This is a genomic window from Hungatella hominis (assembly GCF_014288005.1).
Classification (GTDB): Bacteria; Bacillota; Clostridia; order Lachnospirales; family Lachnospiraceae; genus Hungatella; species Hungatella effluvii.
In genome coordinates, this window is the sequence record NZ_JACOPB010000015.1 from 75,942 (window position 1) to 91,821 (window position 15,880).

The following is a 15,880-nucleotide window of genomic DNA, read 5'->3' on the forward strand; positions in this document are numbered from 1 at the left end:
AATTACAGTTAATAACACTTTCAGGAGGCGATATGGGATTTTCAGTTGAAGTCGGAATACCGGCAATTACAGTATTTATTCAGGGACTTTTAAGCTTTTTCTCACCCTGCGTGCTGCCACTTGTACCGCTTTACATCGGATATCTGGCAGGAGGAACGAGGACCGTCGATGAAGAGGGACGCGTCCGGTATTCGAGAAAAAAAGTTATGATCAATACGCTGTTTTTCGTAATCGGCGTCAGCTTTGCATTTTTCCTGCTGGGCTTTGGATTTACGGCAGCAGGCCGGTTCTTTGGCAGCAACAGAACCCTGTTCGCACGGATCGGCGGCATTATCGTCGTCCTGTTCGGATTATTCCAGCTGGGTGTGTTCGGAAGCTCCGTGCTGGGGCAGGAACACAGGCTTCCTTTCCGGCTGAATCAGCTGGCGATGAACCCGCTCCTGGCATTAGTGCTCGGCTTTACCTTCAGCTTCGCATGGACTCCCTGTGTGGGACCTGCGCTTGCAAGCGTTCTTTTGATGGCTTCCTCGGCAACCTCCCAGGGGACCGGATTTTTACTGATCGGCGTCTATACGCTGGGCTTCGTCATTCCGTTTCTGGCAGTGGGACTGTTTACCGGATCGGTGCTCGATTTCTTTAAGAAGCATCAGAATGTGGTGAAGTACACGACAAAGGCCGGCGGTGTGCTGATGATCGCCATGGGCGTTATGATGTTTACCGGCTGGATGAACGGAATTACCGGATACTTATCGAGCTTTGGCGTGGGCGGCCAGACCGTAACCGAGTCACAGGCGCCTTCCGGCGGCGGGGACGGTACTCCTGACAGCGGAGAGACGGCGCCGCAGACCGAGACGCAGAGTCCGGCTGATAACGGACAGAATCCGGATCAAAGCGCGGGACAGAGCGGGGATAACGGACAGGATAGCGAAAGCGCGGCTGCCGGCGAGACAGAGAGCAGTCTTCCGGATACATCGGACCGTGTGGAAGCGCCCGATTTCACTCTGGTGGATCAGTACGGAGAAGAACATAAACTCTCGGATTATAAGGGGAAAGTCGTATTTTTAAATTTCTGGGCGACCTGGTGCCCGCCATGCCGCGAGGAGATGCCTGATATCGAGGCTCTTTATAAGGAATACGGGGAGAATTCAGAGGATCTTGTCATTTTAAGCGTGGCAAATCCAAAAACGAAGGATAATCCGAACAATAATGACAAAACTATAGAAGAAGTGACAAAGTTTATGGAGGATAACGGATATTCTTATCCCACACTTATGGACACGACGGGTGATGTTCTGTTACAATACTATATAACAGCATTCCCAACCACGTTCATGATTGACCGTGAAGGACGCGTCATCGGCTATGCAAGCGGCGCGCTGACAAAAGACATTATGAAAAATATAATTACGCAGGCGCTTTCAGAAAGCGCAGAATAAGGAGGAACCATATTATGGCAGTAGTAACATTTACACAGGAAAATTTTGATCAGGAAGTATTAAAGAGCAGTGACATAGCGATCGTCGATTTCTGGGCGACCTGGTGCGGACCGTGCAAGATGTTTTCACCGATTATTGATGAGATCGCGGAGGAGAATCATCCGGGACTGAAGGTTGGCAAGGTGAACGTCGATGAGCAGCCGGATTTAGCCGGACAGTACCGCGTTATGAGCATCCCGACCCTGCTTGTATTCAAGGGCGGCAAGGTCGTAGCGACCAGCGTCGGTGTACAGAGCAAGAAGGCCGTTCTGGATATGGTGGAAAAGGCCAGATAGCCGAAAAAGGACTGCGTTAAGAATATGGACTATGGACCGCCGGTTGAGTGTCCGGTTCGGAAGAGATTCCGGGCCGGGTGCTTACCCAGGCGGTTTTTTGCACTTTTAAACATATGGATTTCCGGCAGACGCTGTGGTAAAATTTTCAGTATACATACAGAAAGCCGAAGTGAGGCGGCTGCAGGAAAGTAGGAGGCGTCATGGTGTTAAAACGGGAGGCGGCAGCATACAGGGCCTGGAAGGAGGGCGTGGTACATACGACTCTGAACCCAAAAGGGCCGGGCGCGGTGCGGATTCATCTCATTCCCCCGAAATATCGCCCCTTTGGAAAAAATCCTTATGCGATGATTTTAAATGGATATTACATCCTTCCGCTGGGATACTCCTGGGCGGTTCTCCTGGGGAATTTTATCCGTGAGGTGAACCGGTATGACGGCCGTCCCATGGACGAAAAAGATATGGAAAAGGTCGTGACGGCGGCCGTGGAGAGGACGGGGAAGTCGTACCGGGTACCTGAGGAACAGCTGCGCGGCGATCTGGAGGAAATGCTGGCCATGCTTTACGGTGCCGCCTGCGGAGAAGAACCCTCCGGGGAGATCGAACCGCTGTCCCTGCGGGAGTATGCGCCCCACATGAAGGCGCCCCACCGGATGGATCTGATGGTGAGCGCCATGACGAAGGCGGACGGAGGCTGGAACTGTAATTTACAGTGCTGCCACTGCTACGCCGCCGGACAGCCGGAGGCAGAGGGAAAAGAGCTTAATACGGAGCAATGGAAGAAAATTATCGACAGGCTGAAAAGCGCCGGTGTGCCGCAGGTTACCTTTACAGGCGGGGAACCGACGCTGCGCAGGGACTTAGTGGAGCTGGTGGCGTACTCGCGGTGGTTTGTGACGCGCCTCAATACCAATGGAATCCTGCTTACGCCGGATTTATGCCGGGAGCTTTACGAGGCCAGCCTGGACAGCGTACAGATCACGCTTTATTCCTGGGACAGCGGGATTCACGATTCCCTTGTCGGCCGGAAAGGCGGCTTTCACGGAACCACAGAAGGCATCCGGAATGCATTAAACGCAGGACTTAATGTCAGCGTGAATACGCCGCTGTGCAGGGATCACCAGGATTATGGGAAGACGCTGGCGTTTTTAGACGGACTGGGGGTCCGGTATGTCACCTGCTCCGGGCTGATCGAGACGGGCAACGCCTCCTCCGGCGGCTCAGTCTCCAGCCAGCTGTCCGTCAGGGAGATGGGAGAGATTCTGACAGCAGCGGCGGAAATCTGCCGGGAAACGGGGATGGAGATCGGTTTTACGTCACCCGGCCGGGCGGAGGTGAAGCTCTTAAAGCGGCTGGGAATACCGGTGCCCATGTGCGGCGCCTGTCTGTCCAACATGGCCGTGACACCCGACGGGCTGGCCGTTCCGTGTCAGAGCTGGCTGGGCGGTGTGGTTCTGGGGGATATGAAAAAAGATTCCTGGAAAAGCATCTGGAACCATGCGATGTGCAAAAAAATCCGGGCCATGGGGGAAGAGGAAAGCCTGTTCTGCCCGCTCCGAACCGGGAAATCCGAAAAGGGTGGTGAAACGTAATGGCCAAATCGAGGGCAAAAGCAGAGGAAGAGGAAAAGAAAAAACTGAAAAAAGAGAGAATCCGGAAAGCCCTGATCCTGGCGGCCATCGGTCTGGCCGTACTGATCATTTATCTGATTATCGCCTGTATGCCGTTAGATGAGATGACGGACTACCGCGTTCACGTGACGCCCCAGGACGATGGAAGCCTGGAGATTACATACAGCTATGAGTGGAAGGTCTTAAATGATTCAAAGGAGGGACCTCTCAGCTGGGTGAAGCTGGGCATGGCGAATCCTAACTATGTGGTGAAGGAGTTTGGCGGAGCAGCCGGTGGAATCCGTTACCAGCCGTCAGAATCTTCTGAGAATCCCATGCTGGAGCTGTATCTGGACCGGTCCTATTACAAGGGGGAGACAGCCACCTTCTGGTTTACGGTACATCAGAGAAACATGCTGTGTGAGAACAGCGCCGACCCGGAAGAGCCATTTTACGATTTCACACCGGGCTGGTTTGATGAAATGCGTGTGAAGCACTACGAGTTTACCTGGGAGCAGAGGCGGAATATCCTGACCCATAACGCGGACCGGACGGAAGACGGAGACCTGGTGTGGGAGGGGGCCCTGAAAAAAGGGGAGAGCAGACAAATGAAGCTGACCTGCGCCCTGGAGGGTTTCCGGCGGCCGGAGCTGGTTGTCTGGAAGGAGTACCGCAATGGCGTGGAGGGGGACAACCCCATCGTCGGGGCCATTACCATCGTCCTGTTTTTCGGTGCGCTGTGCGCCGTATTCGGCTTCCTGGGGGATTCCGACCAGAGCCATTACAACGGAGGCCGCGGCTATCACGGCTATCACGGGCCGCGAAGCGGGGGAGGCAGCTGTGCGTGTGCCTGTGCCTGTGCGGGCTGCGCGTGTGCCTGCGCCTGCGCGGGAGGCGGAAGAGCCGGATGCAGTAAGAAGGATTTCTATCATACGGCAGATAAAAAAGAAGAGAAATAGCGGAAAAAGCCTAAAAAATTTTTAGAATTTGAATAAAAAAGTGGGAATCGGGGTAAGATATAGCAAACCGGCTCCCCTTTTTTGTACTAAAAAATGTACAAAAACCCGCAATTTGTATACCATCCAATATTATCCAGTAAAATTTACGTACATAATAGACAAAATCAAAATTTTTAGGTATAATACCATGTATATGTGCAAAATGCAGAAAGCAGGTGGATTCATGCGCCATAAAAAGAGCGTAATGAGGAATATGATGATGGTTACCCAACTGGGTCTCAGCGTCATGGTGCCTGTGTTTGTCTGTATTCTTGCCGGCAGCTGGATTGACCGGCATGCCGGGACGAACCTGACGATCTTTCTGATGTTTCTGGGATTTCTGGCAGGCGGATGGAACGGCTACAAGGTAGCCATGACGACGCTTCGGATGAATGAACAGGAAGAGAAAAAAGAGGATCAGGAGGCACGTCGGGAGCAAATGGGAGAGCCGCGTCCGCCGGTGCATAAGCCGAAGCAGAAGAGCCGCGTAAGGAGACATGAGGATGATGAAAAGCTTTAGAAAACAGGAGGATTTGTGAATTGGGGAAGGAAACAAAGAATCTGGTGCTTGAGGTTTCATCAGGAATCGTGATTTTTACCGTGGCAGCCATGCTGGTTGCGCTTATTGTGTATCCGAAGCCGTCGGTTTTTGCCGGGCTCCTGCTGGGGATGGTCCTGGCTCTTGCCATGTTTTTTTCCATGGCGGAGGTGCTGGACCGCTCCATGAAGACGGAAGATTCGAAGACTGTCCAGAAAAGGACGGTGATCAGTTCGGTCATCCGTTATGTCGTGCTTTTTGCTGTTCTGGTTATCGTCGTGGTCTGGTTTCCGGATCAGGTCAATGCGGTTGCCCTAGTAATCGGAGTCCTCGGACTCAAGGCTGGTGCATATCTGCAGCCGGTTATACACAGGATCGTGTCACGTGGGAAAAAAGAGGAGTAATTTTCGTGTACAGGAGCCGGTGTGATCAAGTAAGAAAGGAGGCTTAAGCGTATGGGCATAGCTAGTGCCAATAATGTGGACTTTATGATCAAGGGCGTTTTCAAGTTTCAGGCATTCGGCCAGGAACTCTGGGTAACAACGACTGAGATCGGTTTAAGTATCGTGACCATTGTCATATTGCTGATCGCAATTGTAACCAATGTTAAGATGAAAAAAGCGACGGAAGTACCGGGCACATTCCAGAATATCATGGAATTCGCAGTAGAGACGCTTGATAACATGGTAAACGGCACAATGGGTCATAATGCGAAAAAGTTCGTTAACTATATCGGAACTATATTTATTTTCATATTGTTCTGCAATATTGGCGGCTTATTTGGACTCAGAACACCAACAGGAGACTTTGGTGTAACGTTTATGCTGGGTATCTTCACATTCTGCATTACACAGTATCAGGGTATTAAAAACCACGGAATCGGTCATCTGACGAGCATGTTCAAACCGTTTCCGATCCTATTCCCGATTAACTTGATCGGAGAGATTACAAATCCACTGTCTCAGGCGCTTCGTCTGTTCGGTAATATGATGTCAGGCGTTGTAATCATGGGATTGTGGTACGGCATGATGCCAATCTTTGTAAAAATTGGTATCCCGTCATTTTTACATGTATATTGTGACCTGTTCTCGGGATGTATACAGACATATGTATTCTGTATGCTGACCATGGTATATGTCAATGATAAGATGGATTAACAAGGATTGTTTTCACAATCAAAAAGCGCAGGAGCGCGTAATACAAAATTGATTTCAGGAGGAAGTTATCTATGAACGGAATTTCAGGACAGGATTTTATCTTAGGTTGTTCAGCAATCGGTGCGGGCCTTGCGATGATCGCAGGTATCGGACCTGGTATTGGACAGGGTATCGCAGCAGGACACGCAGCAGCAGCAGTAGGCCGCAATCCGGGCGCGAAGTCTGATATCACATCTACCATGCTTTTAGGCCAGGCCGTTGCCGAGACAACAGGTCTTTACGGTTTCGCTGTCGCTGCTATCCTTATGTTCTTAAAGCCATTCAGCTAAAGAGAAGAACGGATAAGAATAGAGAGCGAGAGGAGGCGAAACCTTGGAACGATTATTGGGATTTGACCCACAGCTGCTTTTCGATGCGTTTGTGACGGGCATTAACGTCTTTATCCTGTTTTTCGCGTTATCCTATCTGCTGTTCAACACCGTGCGTGACGTCCTGGAGAGAAGAAGACAGAAGATCGCCGGAGAACTGAAGTCCGCTGCTGATGACAAAGAAGCTGCAAGAGCCATGAAGGAAGAGTACCAGACACGGCTTACCAGCGTCAATAAAGAAGCGGAACAGATATTAGAGGATGCGAGAAAGAGAGCAAAACAGCGCGAAGCAGAAATACTTACAGAAGCCAGGGAAGAAGCGAACCGCATTATTGAGAGGGGTAACCGCGAAGTAGAGCTGGAGAGAAAGAAAGCGCTTGACGATATGAAGGAACAGATCATATCCATCGCTTCTGTCATGGCCGGCAAGGTTGTGGCTGCGTCCATTGATACAACGGTATCGGATGCCCTGATTGAGGAAACTTTGAAAGAGATGGGTGAGAGCACATGGCAAAGCTAGTATCAAAAGTATACGGCGATGCATTGTTTGAAGAGTCCATCGAAAAGCAGAGTGTTGACACCCTGTTTCATGAGGTGAAGGCGCTGCTTGCCATTTGGCGGGAGAACCGGGAACTGGCGGAACTTCTGGATAATCCAAAGATTGTGAAGGAAGAGAAGATCGGTATCATAACGAATATCTTCGCCGGCCGGGTGTCAGACGATCTGATGGGTTTTCTGGCAGTCATTGTCGACAAGGGCAGACAGAAGGACATTCCTGCAATCTGCACGTATTTTATCGATACGGTCAAAGAATATAAGAAAATCGGCGTGGCCCATGTGGCGAGCGCCGTGGAATTAAAGAGTGAACAGAAAGCCATGATCGAACAGAGGCTTTTAGAAATCACGGAGTACGTGGAATTTGAGATGGAGTATTCGGTGGACCCGTCCTTAATCGGCGGTCTGGTTATCCGGATCGGAGACCGCGTCGTGGACTCCAGCATTAAAACGCAGATTAACGAGCTGCACCGCAGCTTGTCAAAACTGCAGTTATCGTAACAAATAGAAAGATAGAAGGAAGGTGCAAACCTTAATGAATTTAAGACCAGAAGAGATCAGTTCTGTCATCAAGGAACAGATTGAAAGATATTCTACAAAGCTGGAAGTCTCTGATGTTGGTACAGTCATTCAGGTAGCGGACGGAATTGCACGTATCCACGGTCTTGAGAACGCCATGCAGGGTGAACTTTTAGAGTTCCCGGGAGATATCTACGGCATGGTACTCAACCTGGAAGAGGATAACGTGGGCGCCGTTTTACTCGGTGCTGGAGACATCAGCGAGGGCGATACCGTTAAGACGACCGGCCGCGTGGTGGAAGTTCCTGTCGGCGATGCGATGACCGGCCGCGTGGTGAACGCGCTGGGACAGCCGGTAGATGGCAAGGGACCGGTCCAGACAGACAAATTCCGTCAGATCGAGCGAGTTGCTCACGGCGTAATTGACAGAAAATCAGTAGACACGCCGCTTCAGACCGGTATCAAGGCGATCGACGCCATGATCCCCATCGGAAGAGGACAGCGTGAATTAATTATCGGCGACCGTCAGACAGGTAAGACGGCGATTGCCATCGATACCATCATCAACCAGAGGGGCCAGGGCGTTCACTGTATCTATGTGGCCATCGGCCAGAAGGCTTCTACGGTTGCTACCATTGTTAAGACTCTTGAGGAGTACGGCGCTATGGATTACACCACCATCGTGGTATCCACGGCTTCCGACTTGGCTCCTCTTCAGTATATTGCTCCATACTCCGGATGCGCCATCGGCGAGGAGTGGATGGAGAACGGCGAGGACGTGCTGGTTGTTTACGATGACTTAAGTAAACATGCGGCGGCTTACCGTACCCTGTCCTTACTGCTCAAGAGACCACCGGGACGTGAGGCATATCCGGGCGATGTATTCTATCTCCATTCAAGACTTTTAGAGAGAGCAAGTAAGTTATCCGACGCTTTAGGCGGCGGCTCCTTAACGGCTCTTCCGATTATTGAGACTCAGGCAGGTGACGTTTCCGCATATATTCCGACAAACGTTATCTCTATTACTGACGGCCAGATTTATCTGGAGACAGAGATGTTCAACTCCGGCTTCCGTCCGGCTATCAACGCAGGTCTGTCCGTATCCCGTGTAGGCGGCGCGGCTCAGATCAAGGCGATGAAGAAGATTGCCGCTCCCATCCGTGTGGAGCTGGCTCAGTACCGCGAGCTTGCAAGCTTTGCCCAGTTCGGCTCAGAGCTTGACAAGGAGACCACGGAACAGCTGGCACAGGGCGAGAGAATCAAGGAAGTGTTAAAGCAGGGCCAGTATCAGCCGATGCCGGTAGAATATCAGGTCATGATTATTTTCGCGGCAACCAGAAAACTGCTGCTTGACATTCCGACTCACCGCATTCTTGATTTTGAAAGGGCATTATTCAGCTTTATCGACGGCAAATATCCGCAGATCCCGGCTTCCATCCGTGAGACGAAGCAGATTACCGAGGAGACGGATGCACTGCTGACGAAGGCGATTAACGAGTGTAAAGCGGAGGCTTATTAAAGGCAGGTGAAGAATCATGGCATCCATGAGGGATATCAAACATAGAAAAGAAAGTATTCAAAGCACCGAGCAGATTACGAAAGCCATGAAGCTTGTATCCACCGTGAAGCTGCAGAAGTCCAGAGCGAAGGCGGAAGAATCAAAACCGTATTACGACCTGATGTACGATACCATCTGTTCCATGCTGCGCAAATCCGGCAGTATTGAGCACAAGTATTTAAAGGCGGGAGACTCGAAGAAGAAGGCGGTAATCGCCATCACTTCCAACCGAGGACTGGCGGGCGGTTATAACAACAACATCGTCAAGCTGGTAACGGGTACGGAGGGACTTACTCCGGAGAATACTGTCATTTATGCAATCGGCCGTAAGGGAAAGGATTCCTTTGTGAGAAAAGGCTATGCGATCGCCGAGGACTATTCCGAGGTTATCAATGAGCCGATCTACCGCGACGCGGCGGATGTGACTGCGGAACTTCTGGATGCGTTTGGTCAGAACCAGATCGGTGAAATCTATCTGGCCTACACTTCATTCAAAAATACGGTGACCCATATTCCGACGCTGAAAAAGCTGCTTCCCGTGGAAGCCGGCAAAGACAGTGAAAAGACGGACCTGGTGCTCATGAACTACGAACCGAATGAAGATCAGGTGCTGGATTCCATCATTCCGAAATATATGAGCAGCTTGATTTATGGCGCGCTTTTAGAGGCTGTGGCAAGTGAGAACGGCGCTCGAATGACAGCCATGGATTCTGCGACGAATAACGCGGAAGAGATGATTGAAGAACTTGGTTTGGCATACAACCGTGCAAGACAGGGCTCCATTACGCAGGAGCTTACTGAGATCATTGCAGGTGCCAATGCGATATCATAGGTATAGCGGGTTCGGGGAGCGCGAAGGCGAACCGGACTTCATTATAAAATAAAGGAGAAACAAGATGGCAGAACAAAATATTGGTAAGATCACCCAGATCATCGGTGCCGTACTGGATATCAAGTTCAGCCAGGGCAGGCTTCCGAGCATCAATGATGCGATCGACATCACGATGAAAAACGGAAACCGCCTGGTTGTGGAAGTATCCCAGCACCTTGGCGATGATACCGTAAGATGTATCGCCATGGGTTCGACCGATGGACTGGTGCGTGGTATGGAAGCCGTCGCAACGGGTGCACCGATCACGATACCGGTCGGTGAAGAAACCCTGGGACGTATCTTTAACGTACTGGGTGATCCCATCGATAATAAACCAAAGCCGGTAGTGAAAGAGTACTTACCGATCCACAGGCCGGCTCCTACATTTGAAGAGCAGTCCACAGAGACCGAGATTCTGGAGACAGGTATCAAGGTAGTCGATCTTCTCTGCCCCTATCAGAAGGGCGGTAAGATCGGTCTGTTCGGCGGCGCCGGTGTAGGTAAAACCGTATTAATTCAGGAGCTGATTCGTAACATCGCCACAGAGCACGGCGGATATTCCGTATTCACCGGCGTTGGTGAACGTACCCGTGAGGGCAACGATTTATACTATGAGATGCAGGAATCAGGCGTTATCAATAAGACGACCATGGTGTTCGGACAGATGAACGAGCCGCCGGGAGCCCGTATGAGAGTCGGACTGACCGGACTGACCATGGCAGAGTATTTCCGTGACCAGGCAGGAAAAGACGTCCTTCTGTTCATCGACAACATCTTCCGTTTCACACAGGCAGGTTCCGAGGTTTCCGCTCTGCTTGGCCGTATGCCATCCGCGGTTGGATACCAGCCGACCCTGCAGACGGAGATGGGCGCTCTCCAGGAGCGTATTACATCGACAAAGAACGGTTCCATCACATCCGTACAGGCTGTTTACGTGCCGGCCGATGACTTGACTGACCCGGCTCCGGCAAACACATTTGCCCATCTGGATGCGACCACCGTTTTAAGCCGTGCGATCGTAGAGCTTGGTATCTATCCGGCTGTAGATCCGCTGGAGTCCACCTCCCGTATCTTAGACCCGCGTATCGTGGGTGAAGAACACTACAAGGTAGCCCGCGGCGTGCAGGAAGTACTTCAGAAGTATAAAGAGTTACAGGATATCATCGCCATGCTGGGTATGGATGAGCTTTCAGAAGAGGATAAGCTTACCGTTTCCCGTGCGAGAAAGATTCAGAGATTCTTATCCCAGCCGTTCTTCGTGGCAGGACAGTTTACCGGTCTGGAAGGCCGTTACGTTCCGCTTGCTGATACGATTCAGGGCTTCAAGGAGATTCTGGAAGGCAAACATGACGATATTCCTGAAAGCTATTTCTTAAATGCAGGTAGTATGGATGATGTTCTTGCCCGTGTGAAATAGGGGGTGGGAATATGGCTGATTTATTCAAACTGCATGTGATTACTCCCGAGCGGAGATTTTACGATGGAGAAGCTTCCATGGTGGAACTTACGACAACGGAGGGGGACATCGGTGTATACAGAAATCATATCCCGCTGACCGCTATCGTGGCTCCCGGAGTCTTAAAGATTCATGAGGAGGGCCAGGTTAAGGAGGCGGCTCTGATGTCCGGATTTATTGAGATTCTTCCGGAGAGAATCACCATTATGGCCGAAGTGGCCGAGTGGCCGGACGAGATCGATAGTAACCGTGCGGAGGAAGCGAGAATCCGTGCGGAGCGCCGCCTGAAAGAAGAGAGCGGCGAAATTGATACCATGAGGGCGGAACTGGCACTCAGAAGAGCGCTTGTAAGGCTTTCCCTCAGAAAATAGGATTGGTGCGAATGGACTGGTGTCCGATACGTGATGTGTCGGATGCCGGTCTTTTTATTTTACTGTTGCAGGTTACAGAATTTGGAATATTTTAGTAATTTATTCTTAATTTGAAATTATTCCCCAGCTATGGTACACTGATATCAGCAAACGGTTACACCGTTTATTATTATGATATGAGTCAGGGGATTACAAATGATGGGGCATCAGAAACCGGTTCAGTACTGCCGTTTTCTTTTTTATGCAGCCGCAGCGGTCTGCCTGGGGCAGATGCTTTCGTTTGCTTCGGCGGCCTCTCCCATATCCGAAGCGGAGCGTCAGAAAAAAGAAGCGGAGGAGAGGTACGAGGCTGTAAACGGGGAAGCGGAGGAACTGGAGAAGAAAAAAGGGGACGCCGCGGTGCAGGCTGGCCAGCTGGATCTGGAGCTGACAGATTTGCTGACTGATATGGACTTACTGGAGACAGATATGTCCGATATGACGCGGCAGATTGAGAAAGAGGACGTGGAATACCAGAAGGCGGAGGAAAAGCGAAAGCGTCAGTACGAGATACTGAAGAAGCGGATCCAGTATATTTATGAAGAAGGCGATGTCACCTATCTGGACATCCTTCTGAAAGCGAAAACTATCGGCGATGTGATCAATGGGAATGAGTATTTTCAGCAGCTCTATGAGTATGACAGGAAGCTGATTACAGAGTATGAGAAGACGAAGAACGATGCGCTGGGCCGGAAGGAAGTTCTGGAGGAGCGGCAGTCGGAGCTTCAGAGCTTAAAACAGGAATATGGAGTCCGGGAAAAGACGCTTCGGACCATGATTACGAAAAAAAGGGCGGAAGAGTCTGATTTCGACCGCAGACTCAGGGCGGCAAAGGCGGAAGCGGGCAGCCAGGCCGAGATTATAAGGAAGAGGACGGAGGAGATCCGGCTTCTTCAGAAGGAAGAGGAAAGAAAGCGGGAAGAGGAACGCAGGTCGGAAGAACTTCGGAGGAATGCCGAGGCGGCGCAAAACAGCGGCCCCGGAATGATCAAGAGCACGGGCGGTTCGGAATTCGGACGGAATGTTGCGGACTATGCACTGCAGTTTATAGGGAATCCTTATGTGTGGGGCGGCACCAGCCTGACTTCAGGAGCGGACTGCTCCGGGTTCGTCCAGTCGGTCTACCGTCACTTCGGTGTTTCTATCCCGAGAACGTCCGCCGAGCAGGCTGGTTTTGGCAGAGAAATTGCGTATGAAAAGATGGAACCGGGAGATTTGGTCTGTTATCCGGGCCATGTAGCTATGTATATCGGAGGCGGAAGAATTGTCCACGCGCGCTCGGCAAAAGCGGGAATCCGGGTGGATGACAATCCGGCGTACCGCACGATCGTGTCGATACGGAGGCCATGGTAGGCGGCCCGCGGAGAGCGGATTAACGGAGAGTATAAAAAAGAGAAGATTTTAAATAAATGAAATGAACAGGGGGAAAACAAGATGAGATATAAGAACAAATCCGGCAGACTGTGGCTGCTTCTTGCCGCTATAACGATCATGGCAGCCGGTTTTTCCATGGTTACATACGCAGAAGAGGCAATCAGGACCGTGTCGGTAACAGTCACTTCTTCGGTGGAAGCGGAAGCTGATGAGGGAACAGTCTCGGCCACATCAAACAGCTCAAAATACCGGGTGGTATCGTGTGATTTCGCAAATTCCAGGGGAAGTTGGAAGGCGGGGGAGACTCCAAAGGTAAACATCAGGCTGGAGGCAGAGGAAGGATACTATTTCAACTCCATTAACGCAGGAAAGACCACCGTAAAGGGAGCTGTCTATTCGTCAGCAAAGAAGGAGACGGATAACCATTCCCTGATACTGTCCGTAAAACTGAAGGGTGTGAAAGGGACGCTGGGAACCGTGGAGAGCGCATACTGGGAGTCGACACCACTGGGTAAGGCGAGATGGAGTAAGGTGGAAAACGCGCCGGCCTATGAAGTAAAGCTTTACTGCGGAGACCGCATGGTGTACCGGGTGGAAAAGACGTCCTCCACCAATTATGATTTCTTCTCTCATATGACGACGCGGGGCGATTACTATTTCAAAGTGAGAGCCGTGGCGAAGACGGAGTCGGAAGCGGAATATTTAAAAGCCGGAGAGTGGACGGAATCCGATAATCAGGAGATTACAAAACGGGATGCCGAGGCGGCGGAGACACGGAAGTCCTCAGGAAACGGCAGTTCCGGCGGCAGCTCGGGCAGCGGCAGCCAGGGACCCGGGCAGGGAGACGGTCCCGGTTCACAGAATCCTGGTTGGGAACAGGACAGGAATGGCTGGTGGTACCGGAATGCGGACGGAACGTACCCGGTAAACAGCTGGCAGTTAATCAATGATAAATGGTATTTATTTGACATGGGCGGCTACATGCTGACCGGATGGCAGACGAAGAACGGCCGGGAATATTACCTGACGACCAACGGCGACATGGTGACCGGATGGTTCCAGTACAACCGGGTATGGTATTATCTGGACCCGCAGGTGGGGAAAGTGTCCGGCGGATGGCTTCAGCAGGGCGACGACTGGTATTACATGAATCCGGACGGCAGCATGGCAGTTGGCTGGATTCGCTATAAGGACAACTGGTACTATCTGGATCCGGACAGCGGACGGATGGTGAAGGACAGGGTCGTTGAAAAGTATTACATTAATCCGGAGGGTATCTGGATACCGTAGCAGACAGGAGGACAAGATATGTTACGCAGGTTAAGACAGGCTGCCGCAGCTGTTCTGGCGTGTGGCTTGCTGACGGCAGCGATGCCGGGCGCTTCAGGCACAGCTCTGGCAGCGGTGAAAAATGAGACGAGAACACCGATCACTTCCGTGTCGATCAAGGTGCGTTCCGATGTGAAGGCCGACTACGATCTGGATGCGGCTACGGTCTATGTGACGACTGACAGTAATCTCTATACCATCGGAGCTTACACGTGGGTCAACGGCAATAAGGAATACTGGGAACCGGGCGACGTGCCAAAGGTACAGATCGAGATCCATGCCAGAAGCGGCTGTTATTTCGAGAAGACCACAGGAGCGGGGAAGTTCCAGATATTGGGAGCGACCTATGGCTCGGTAAAACGCCAGAATAATAATGAGACACTCCTTCTGACTGTAAAACTGACACCGGCCTCCGGCACGCTGGATATTACGAACTCTGCGGAATGGGTAGGCTATCCGCTGGGAAAAGGCACATGGGAAGAGGTTCCCTACGCCGGAGCGTATGAACTGAAGCTGTACCGCGATGGCCAGATGATTCAGGGTGTGGCAAAGGTCAACGCCACTACCTATGATTTTTATCCCTTTATGACCCAGGCGGGCCGCTACCAGTTCCGTGTCCGTGCAATCCCGAAGGATACGGAGGAGCAGGGGTACATAACCAGCGGTGACTGGGTATATTCTGATGAACAGGATATCGATGACGACCAGACATACAGCCTGGGAGCGGGCAGGCAGAATGCAAATCTGACACCGGCTAACATCGGATGGGTGAAGAATTCCGATGGATGGTGGTACCGCAACGCGGACGGAAGCTATCCTGCAAATACGTGGCAGAACATCGGAGGCTTATGGTATCTGTTCGATTACGATGGTTACATTTTAACCGGATGGCAGATGAAAAACGGCAAATATTATTACATGGACAGCAACGGGGCGATGCAGACCGGATGGTTTCAGGATAACCGGAAGTGGTATTACCTGGCGGCTGACGGAAGCATGCAGACCGGCTGGCTGACGCTGGGCGGCAATACTTACTACTTCGACAGCGACGGAAGCATGCACACCGGATGGCTCCTGGACAACGGAAAATGGTATTATTTTGCACCGGATACCGGAATGATGGTGCGTGGGACAAGCGTCGGCGGCTACTACCTGAACTCTGACGGAGTCTGGGTTCATTAAGAAATGATCACAAACCACTGTATTTTATGGCTGAAACAGGAAACAGCCATAAAATATGGTGGTATTTTTGTTTGTTTATATGGGTGCAATAGATGCCTGACAATATTTTTTTGGGGATAAAAATTTGCATTTTCATTTTGGCAGCAGGTGGAAAGTTATGGAAAAACGTAAGAATTATTACAAAAAC

At 51.2% G+C, this 15,880-nt stretch carries 17 protein-coding genes; all 17 read left to right on the top strand.

Translation table 11 applies throughout. The features are described 5' to 3' along the window. The first annotated feature begins 32 nt into the window (after positions 1 to 32). The 17 genes from H8S75_RS24405 to H8S75_RS24485 all read left to right on the top strand — a co-directional run bounded on the left by H8S75_RS24405 (position 33) and on the right by H8S75_RS24485 (position 15,693). A complete protein-coding gene (locus tag H8S75_RS24405; protein ID WP_187023765.1) occupies positions 33 to 1,436 on the top strand; it encodes a redoxin family protein in 1,404 nt (467 codons plus the stop codon). A 14-nt stretch (positions 1,437 to 1,450) separates the two neighbouring features. After that, the gene (trxA, locus tag H8S75_RS24410; RefSeq protein WP_002605134.1) at positions 1,451 to 1,771 is read left to right on the top strand and encodes a thioredoxin; all 321 of its coding nucleotides are present in this window, start codon (positions 1,451 to 1,453) and stop codon (positions 1,769 to 1,771) included. 200 nt (positions 1,772 to 1,971) lie between these two features. After that, positions 1,972 to 3,360 (top strand): radical SAM protein, encoded by a 1,389-nt coding sequence (locus tag H8S75_RS24415; protein WP_187023766.1) that lies wholly within the window; start codon positions 1,972 to 1,974, stop codon positions 3,358 to 3,360. After that, the gene (locus tag H8S75_RS24420) at positions 3,360 to 4,337 is read left to right on the top strand and encodes a hypothetical protein (RefSeq protein WP_187023767.1); all 978 of its coding nucleotides are present in this window, start codon (positions 3,360 to 3,362) and stop codon (positions 4,335 to 4,337) included. Before H8S75_RS24415 ends, H8S75_RS24420 begins: the two co-directional genes overlap by 1 nt. A 223-nt stretch (positions 4,338 to 4,560) precedes the next feature. Further along, positions 4,561 to 4,896 carry an AtpZ/AtpI family protein gene (locus H8S75_RS24425; RefSeq protein WP_055659138.1) on the top strand — a complete coding sequence of 112 codons (336 nt, stop codon included), beginning with the start codon at positions 4,561 to 4,563 and terminating at the stop codon, positions 4,894 to 4,896. A 20-nt stretch (positions 4,897 to 4,916) separates the two neighbouring features. After that, positions 4,917 to 5,318: an ATP synthase subunit I gene (locus H8S75_RS24430; RefSeq protein WP_002605130.1), complete on the top strand. Its 402-nt coding sequence runs from the start codon at positions 4,917 to 4,919 to the stop codon at positions 5,316 to 5,318. Positions 5,319 to 5,369: 51 nt separating this feature from the next. Beyond that, complete coding sequence (gene atpB / locus H8S75_RS24435; RefSeq protein WP_055659136.1) at positions 5,370 to 6,071, top strand: F0F1 ATP synthase subunit A; 702 nt, start codon at positions 5,370 to 5,372, stop codon at positions 6,069 to 6,071. A gap of 71 nt (positions 6,072 to 6,142) precedes the next feature. Then, a complete protein-coding gene (gene atpE, locus H8S75_RS24440; protein ID WP_002605128.1) occupies positions 6,143 to 6,400 on the top strand; it encodes an ATP synthase F0 subunit C in 258 nt (85 codons plus the stop codon). Between the two features lie 43 nt (positions 6,401 to 6,443). Next, on the top strand, positions 6,444 to 6,959 hold the full coding sequence (gene atpF, locus H8S75_RS24445; RefSeq protein ID WP_002605127.1) for a F0F1 ATP synthase subunit B: 516 nt from the start codon (positions 6,444 to 6,446) through the stop codon (positions 6,957 to 6,959). Then, the gene (atpH, locus tag H8S75_RS24450; RefSeq protein ID WP_002605126.1) at positions 6,947 to 7,495 is read left to right on the top strand and encodes an ATP synthase F1 subunit delta; all 549 of its coding nucleotides are present in this window, start codon (positions 6,947 to 6,949) and stop codon (positions 7,493 to 7,495) included. Before atpF ends, atpH begins: the two co-directional genes overlap by 13 nt. A gap of 34 nt (positions 7,496 to 7,529) precedes the next feature. After that, positions 7,530 to 9,032: a F0F1 ATP synthase subunit alpha gene (gene atpA / locus H8S75_RS24455; protein ID WP_117633036.1), complete on the top strand. Its 1,503-nt coding sequence runs from the start codon at positions 7,530 to 7,532 to the stop codon at positions 9,030 to 9,032. A gap of 16 nt (positions 9,033 to 9,048) precedes the next feature. Continuing rightward, positions 9,049 to 9,903 carry an ATP synthase F1 subunit gamma gene (gene atpG / locus H8S75_RS24460; RefSeq protein WP_002605124.1) on the top strand — a complete coding sequence of 285 codons (855 nt, stop codon included), beginning with the start codon at positions 9,049 to 9,051 and terminating at the stop codon, positions 9,901 to 9,903. A gap of 64 nt (positions 9,904 to 9,967) precedes the next feature. Continuing rightward, positions 9,968 to 11,359, top strand: coding sequence for a F0F1 ATP synthase subunit beta (atpD, locus tag H8S75_RS24465; protein WP_055659131.1), 1,392 nt, complete (start codon positions 9,968 to 9,970; stop codon positions 11,357 to 11,359). Positions 11,360 to 11,370: 11 nt separating this feature from the next. After that, positions 11,371 to 11,769: an ATP synthase F1 subunit epsilon gene (atpC, locus tag H8S75_RS24470; RefSeq protein WP_187023768.1), complete on the top strand. Its 399-nt coding sequence runs from the start codon at positions 11,371 to 11,373 to the stop codon at positions 11,767 to 11,769. A 195-nt stretch (positions 11,770 to 11,964) separates the two neighbouring features. Beyond that, on the top strand, positions 11,965 to 13,161 hold the full coding sequence (locus H8S75_RS24475; protein WP_187023769.1) for a C40 family peptidase: 1,197 nt from the start codon (positions 11,965 to 11,967) through the stop codon (positions 13,159 to 13,161). Between the two features lie 81 nt (positions 13,162 to 13,242). Then, positions 13,243 to 14,472 carry an N-acetylmuramoyl-L-alanine amidase family protein gene (locus H8S75_RS24480; protein WP_187023770.1) on the top strand — a complete coding sequence of 410 codons (1,230 nt, stop codon included), beginning with the start codon at positions 13,243 to 13,245 and terminating at the stop codon, positions 14,470 to 14,472. A gap of 18 nt (positions 14,473 to 14,490) precedes the next feature. After that, a complete protein-coding gene (locus H8S75_RS24485) occupies positions 14,491 to 15,693 on the top strand; it encodes a PspC-like choline-binding domain-containing protein (protein WP_187023771.1) in 1,203 nt (400 codons plus the stop codon). The last annotated feature ends 187 nt before the right edge of the window (positions 15,694 to 15,880 follow it).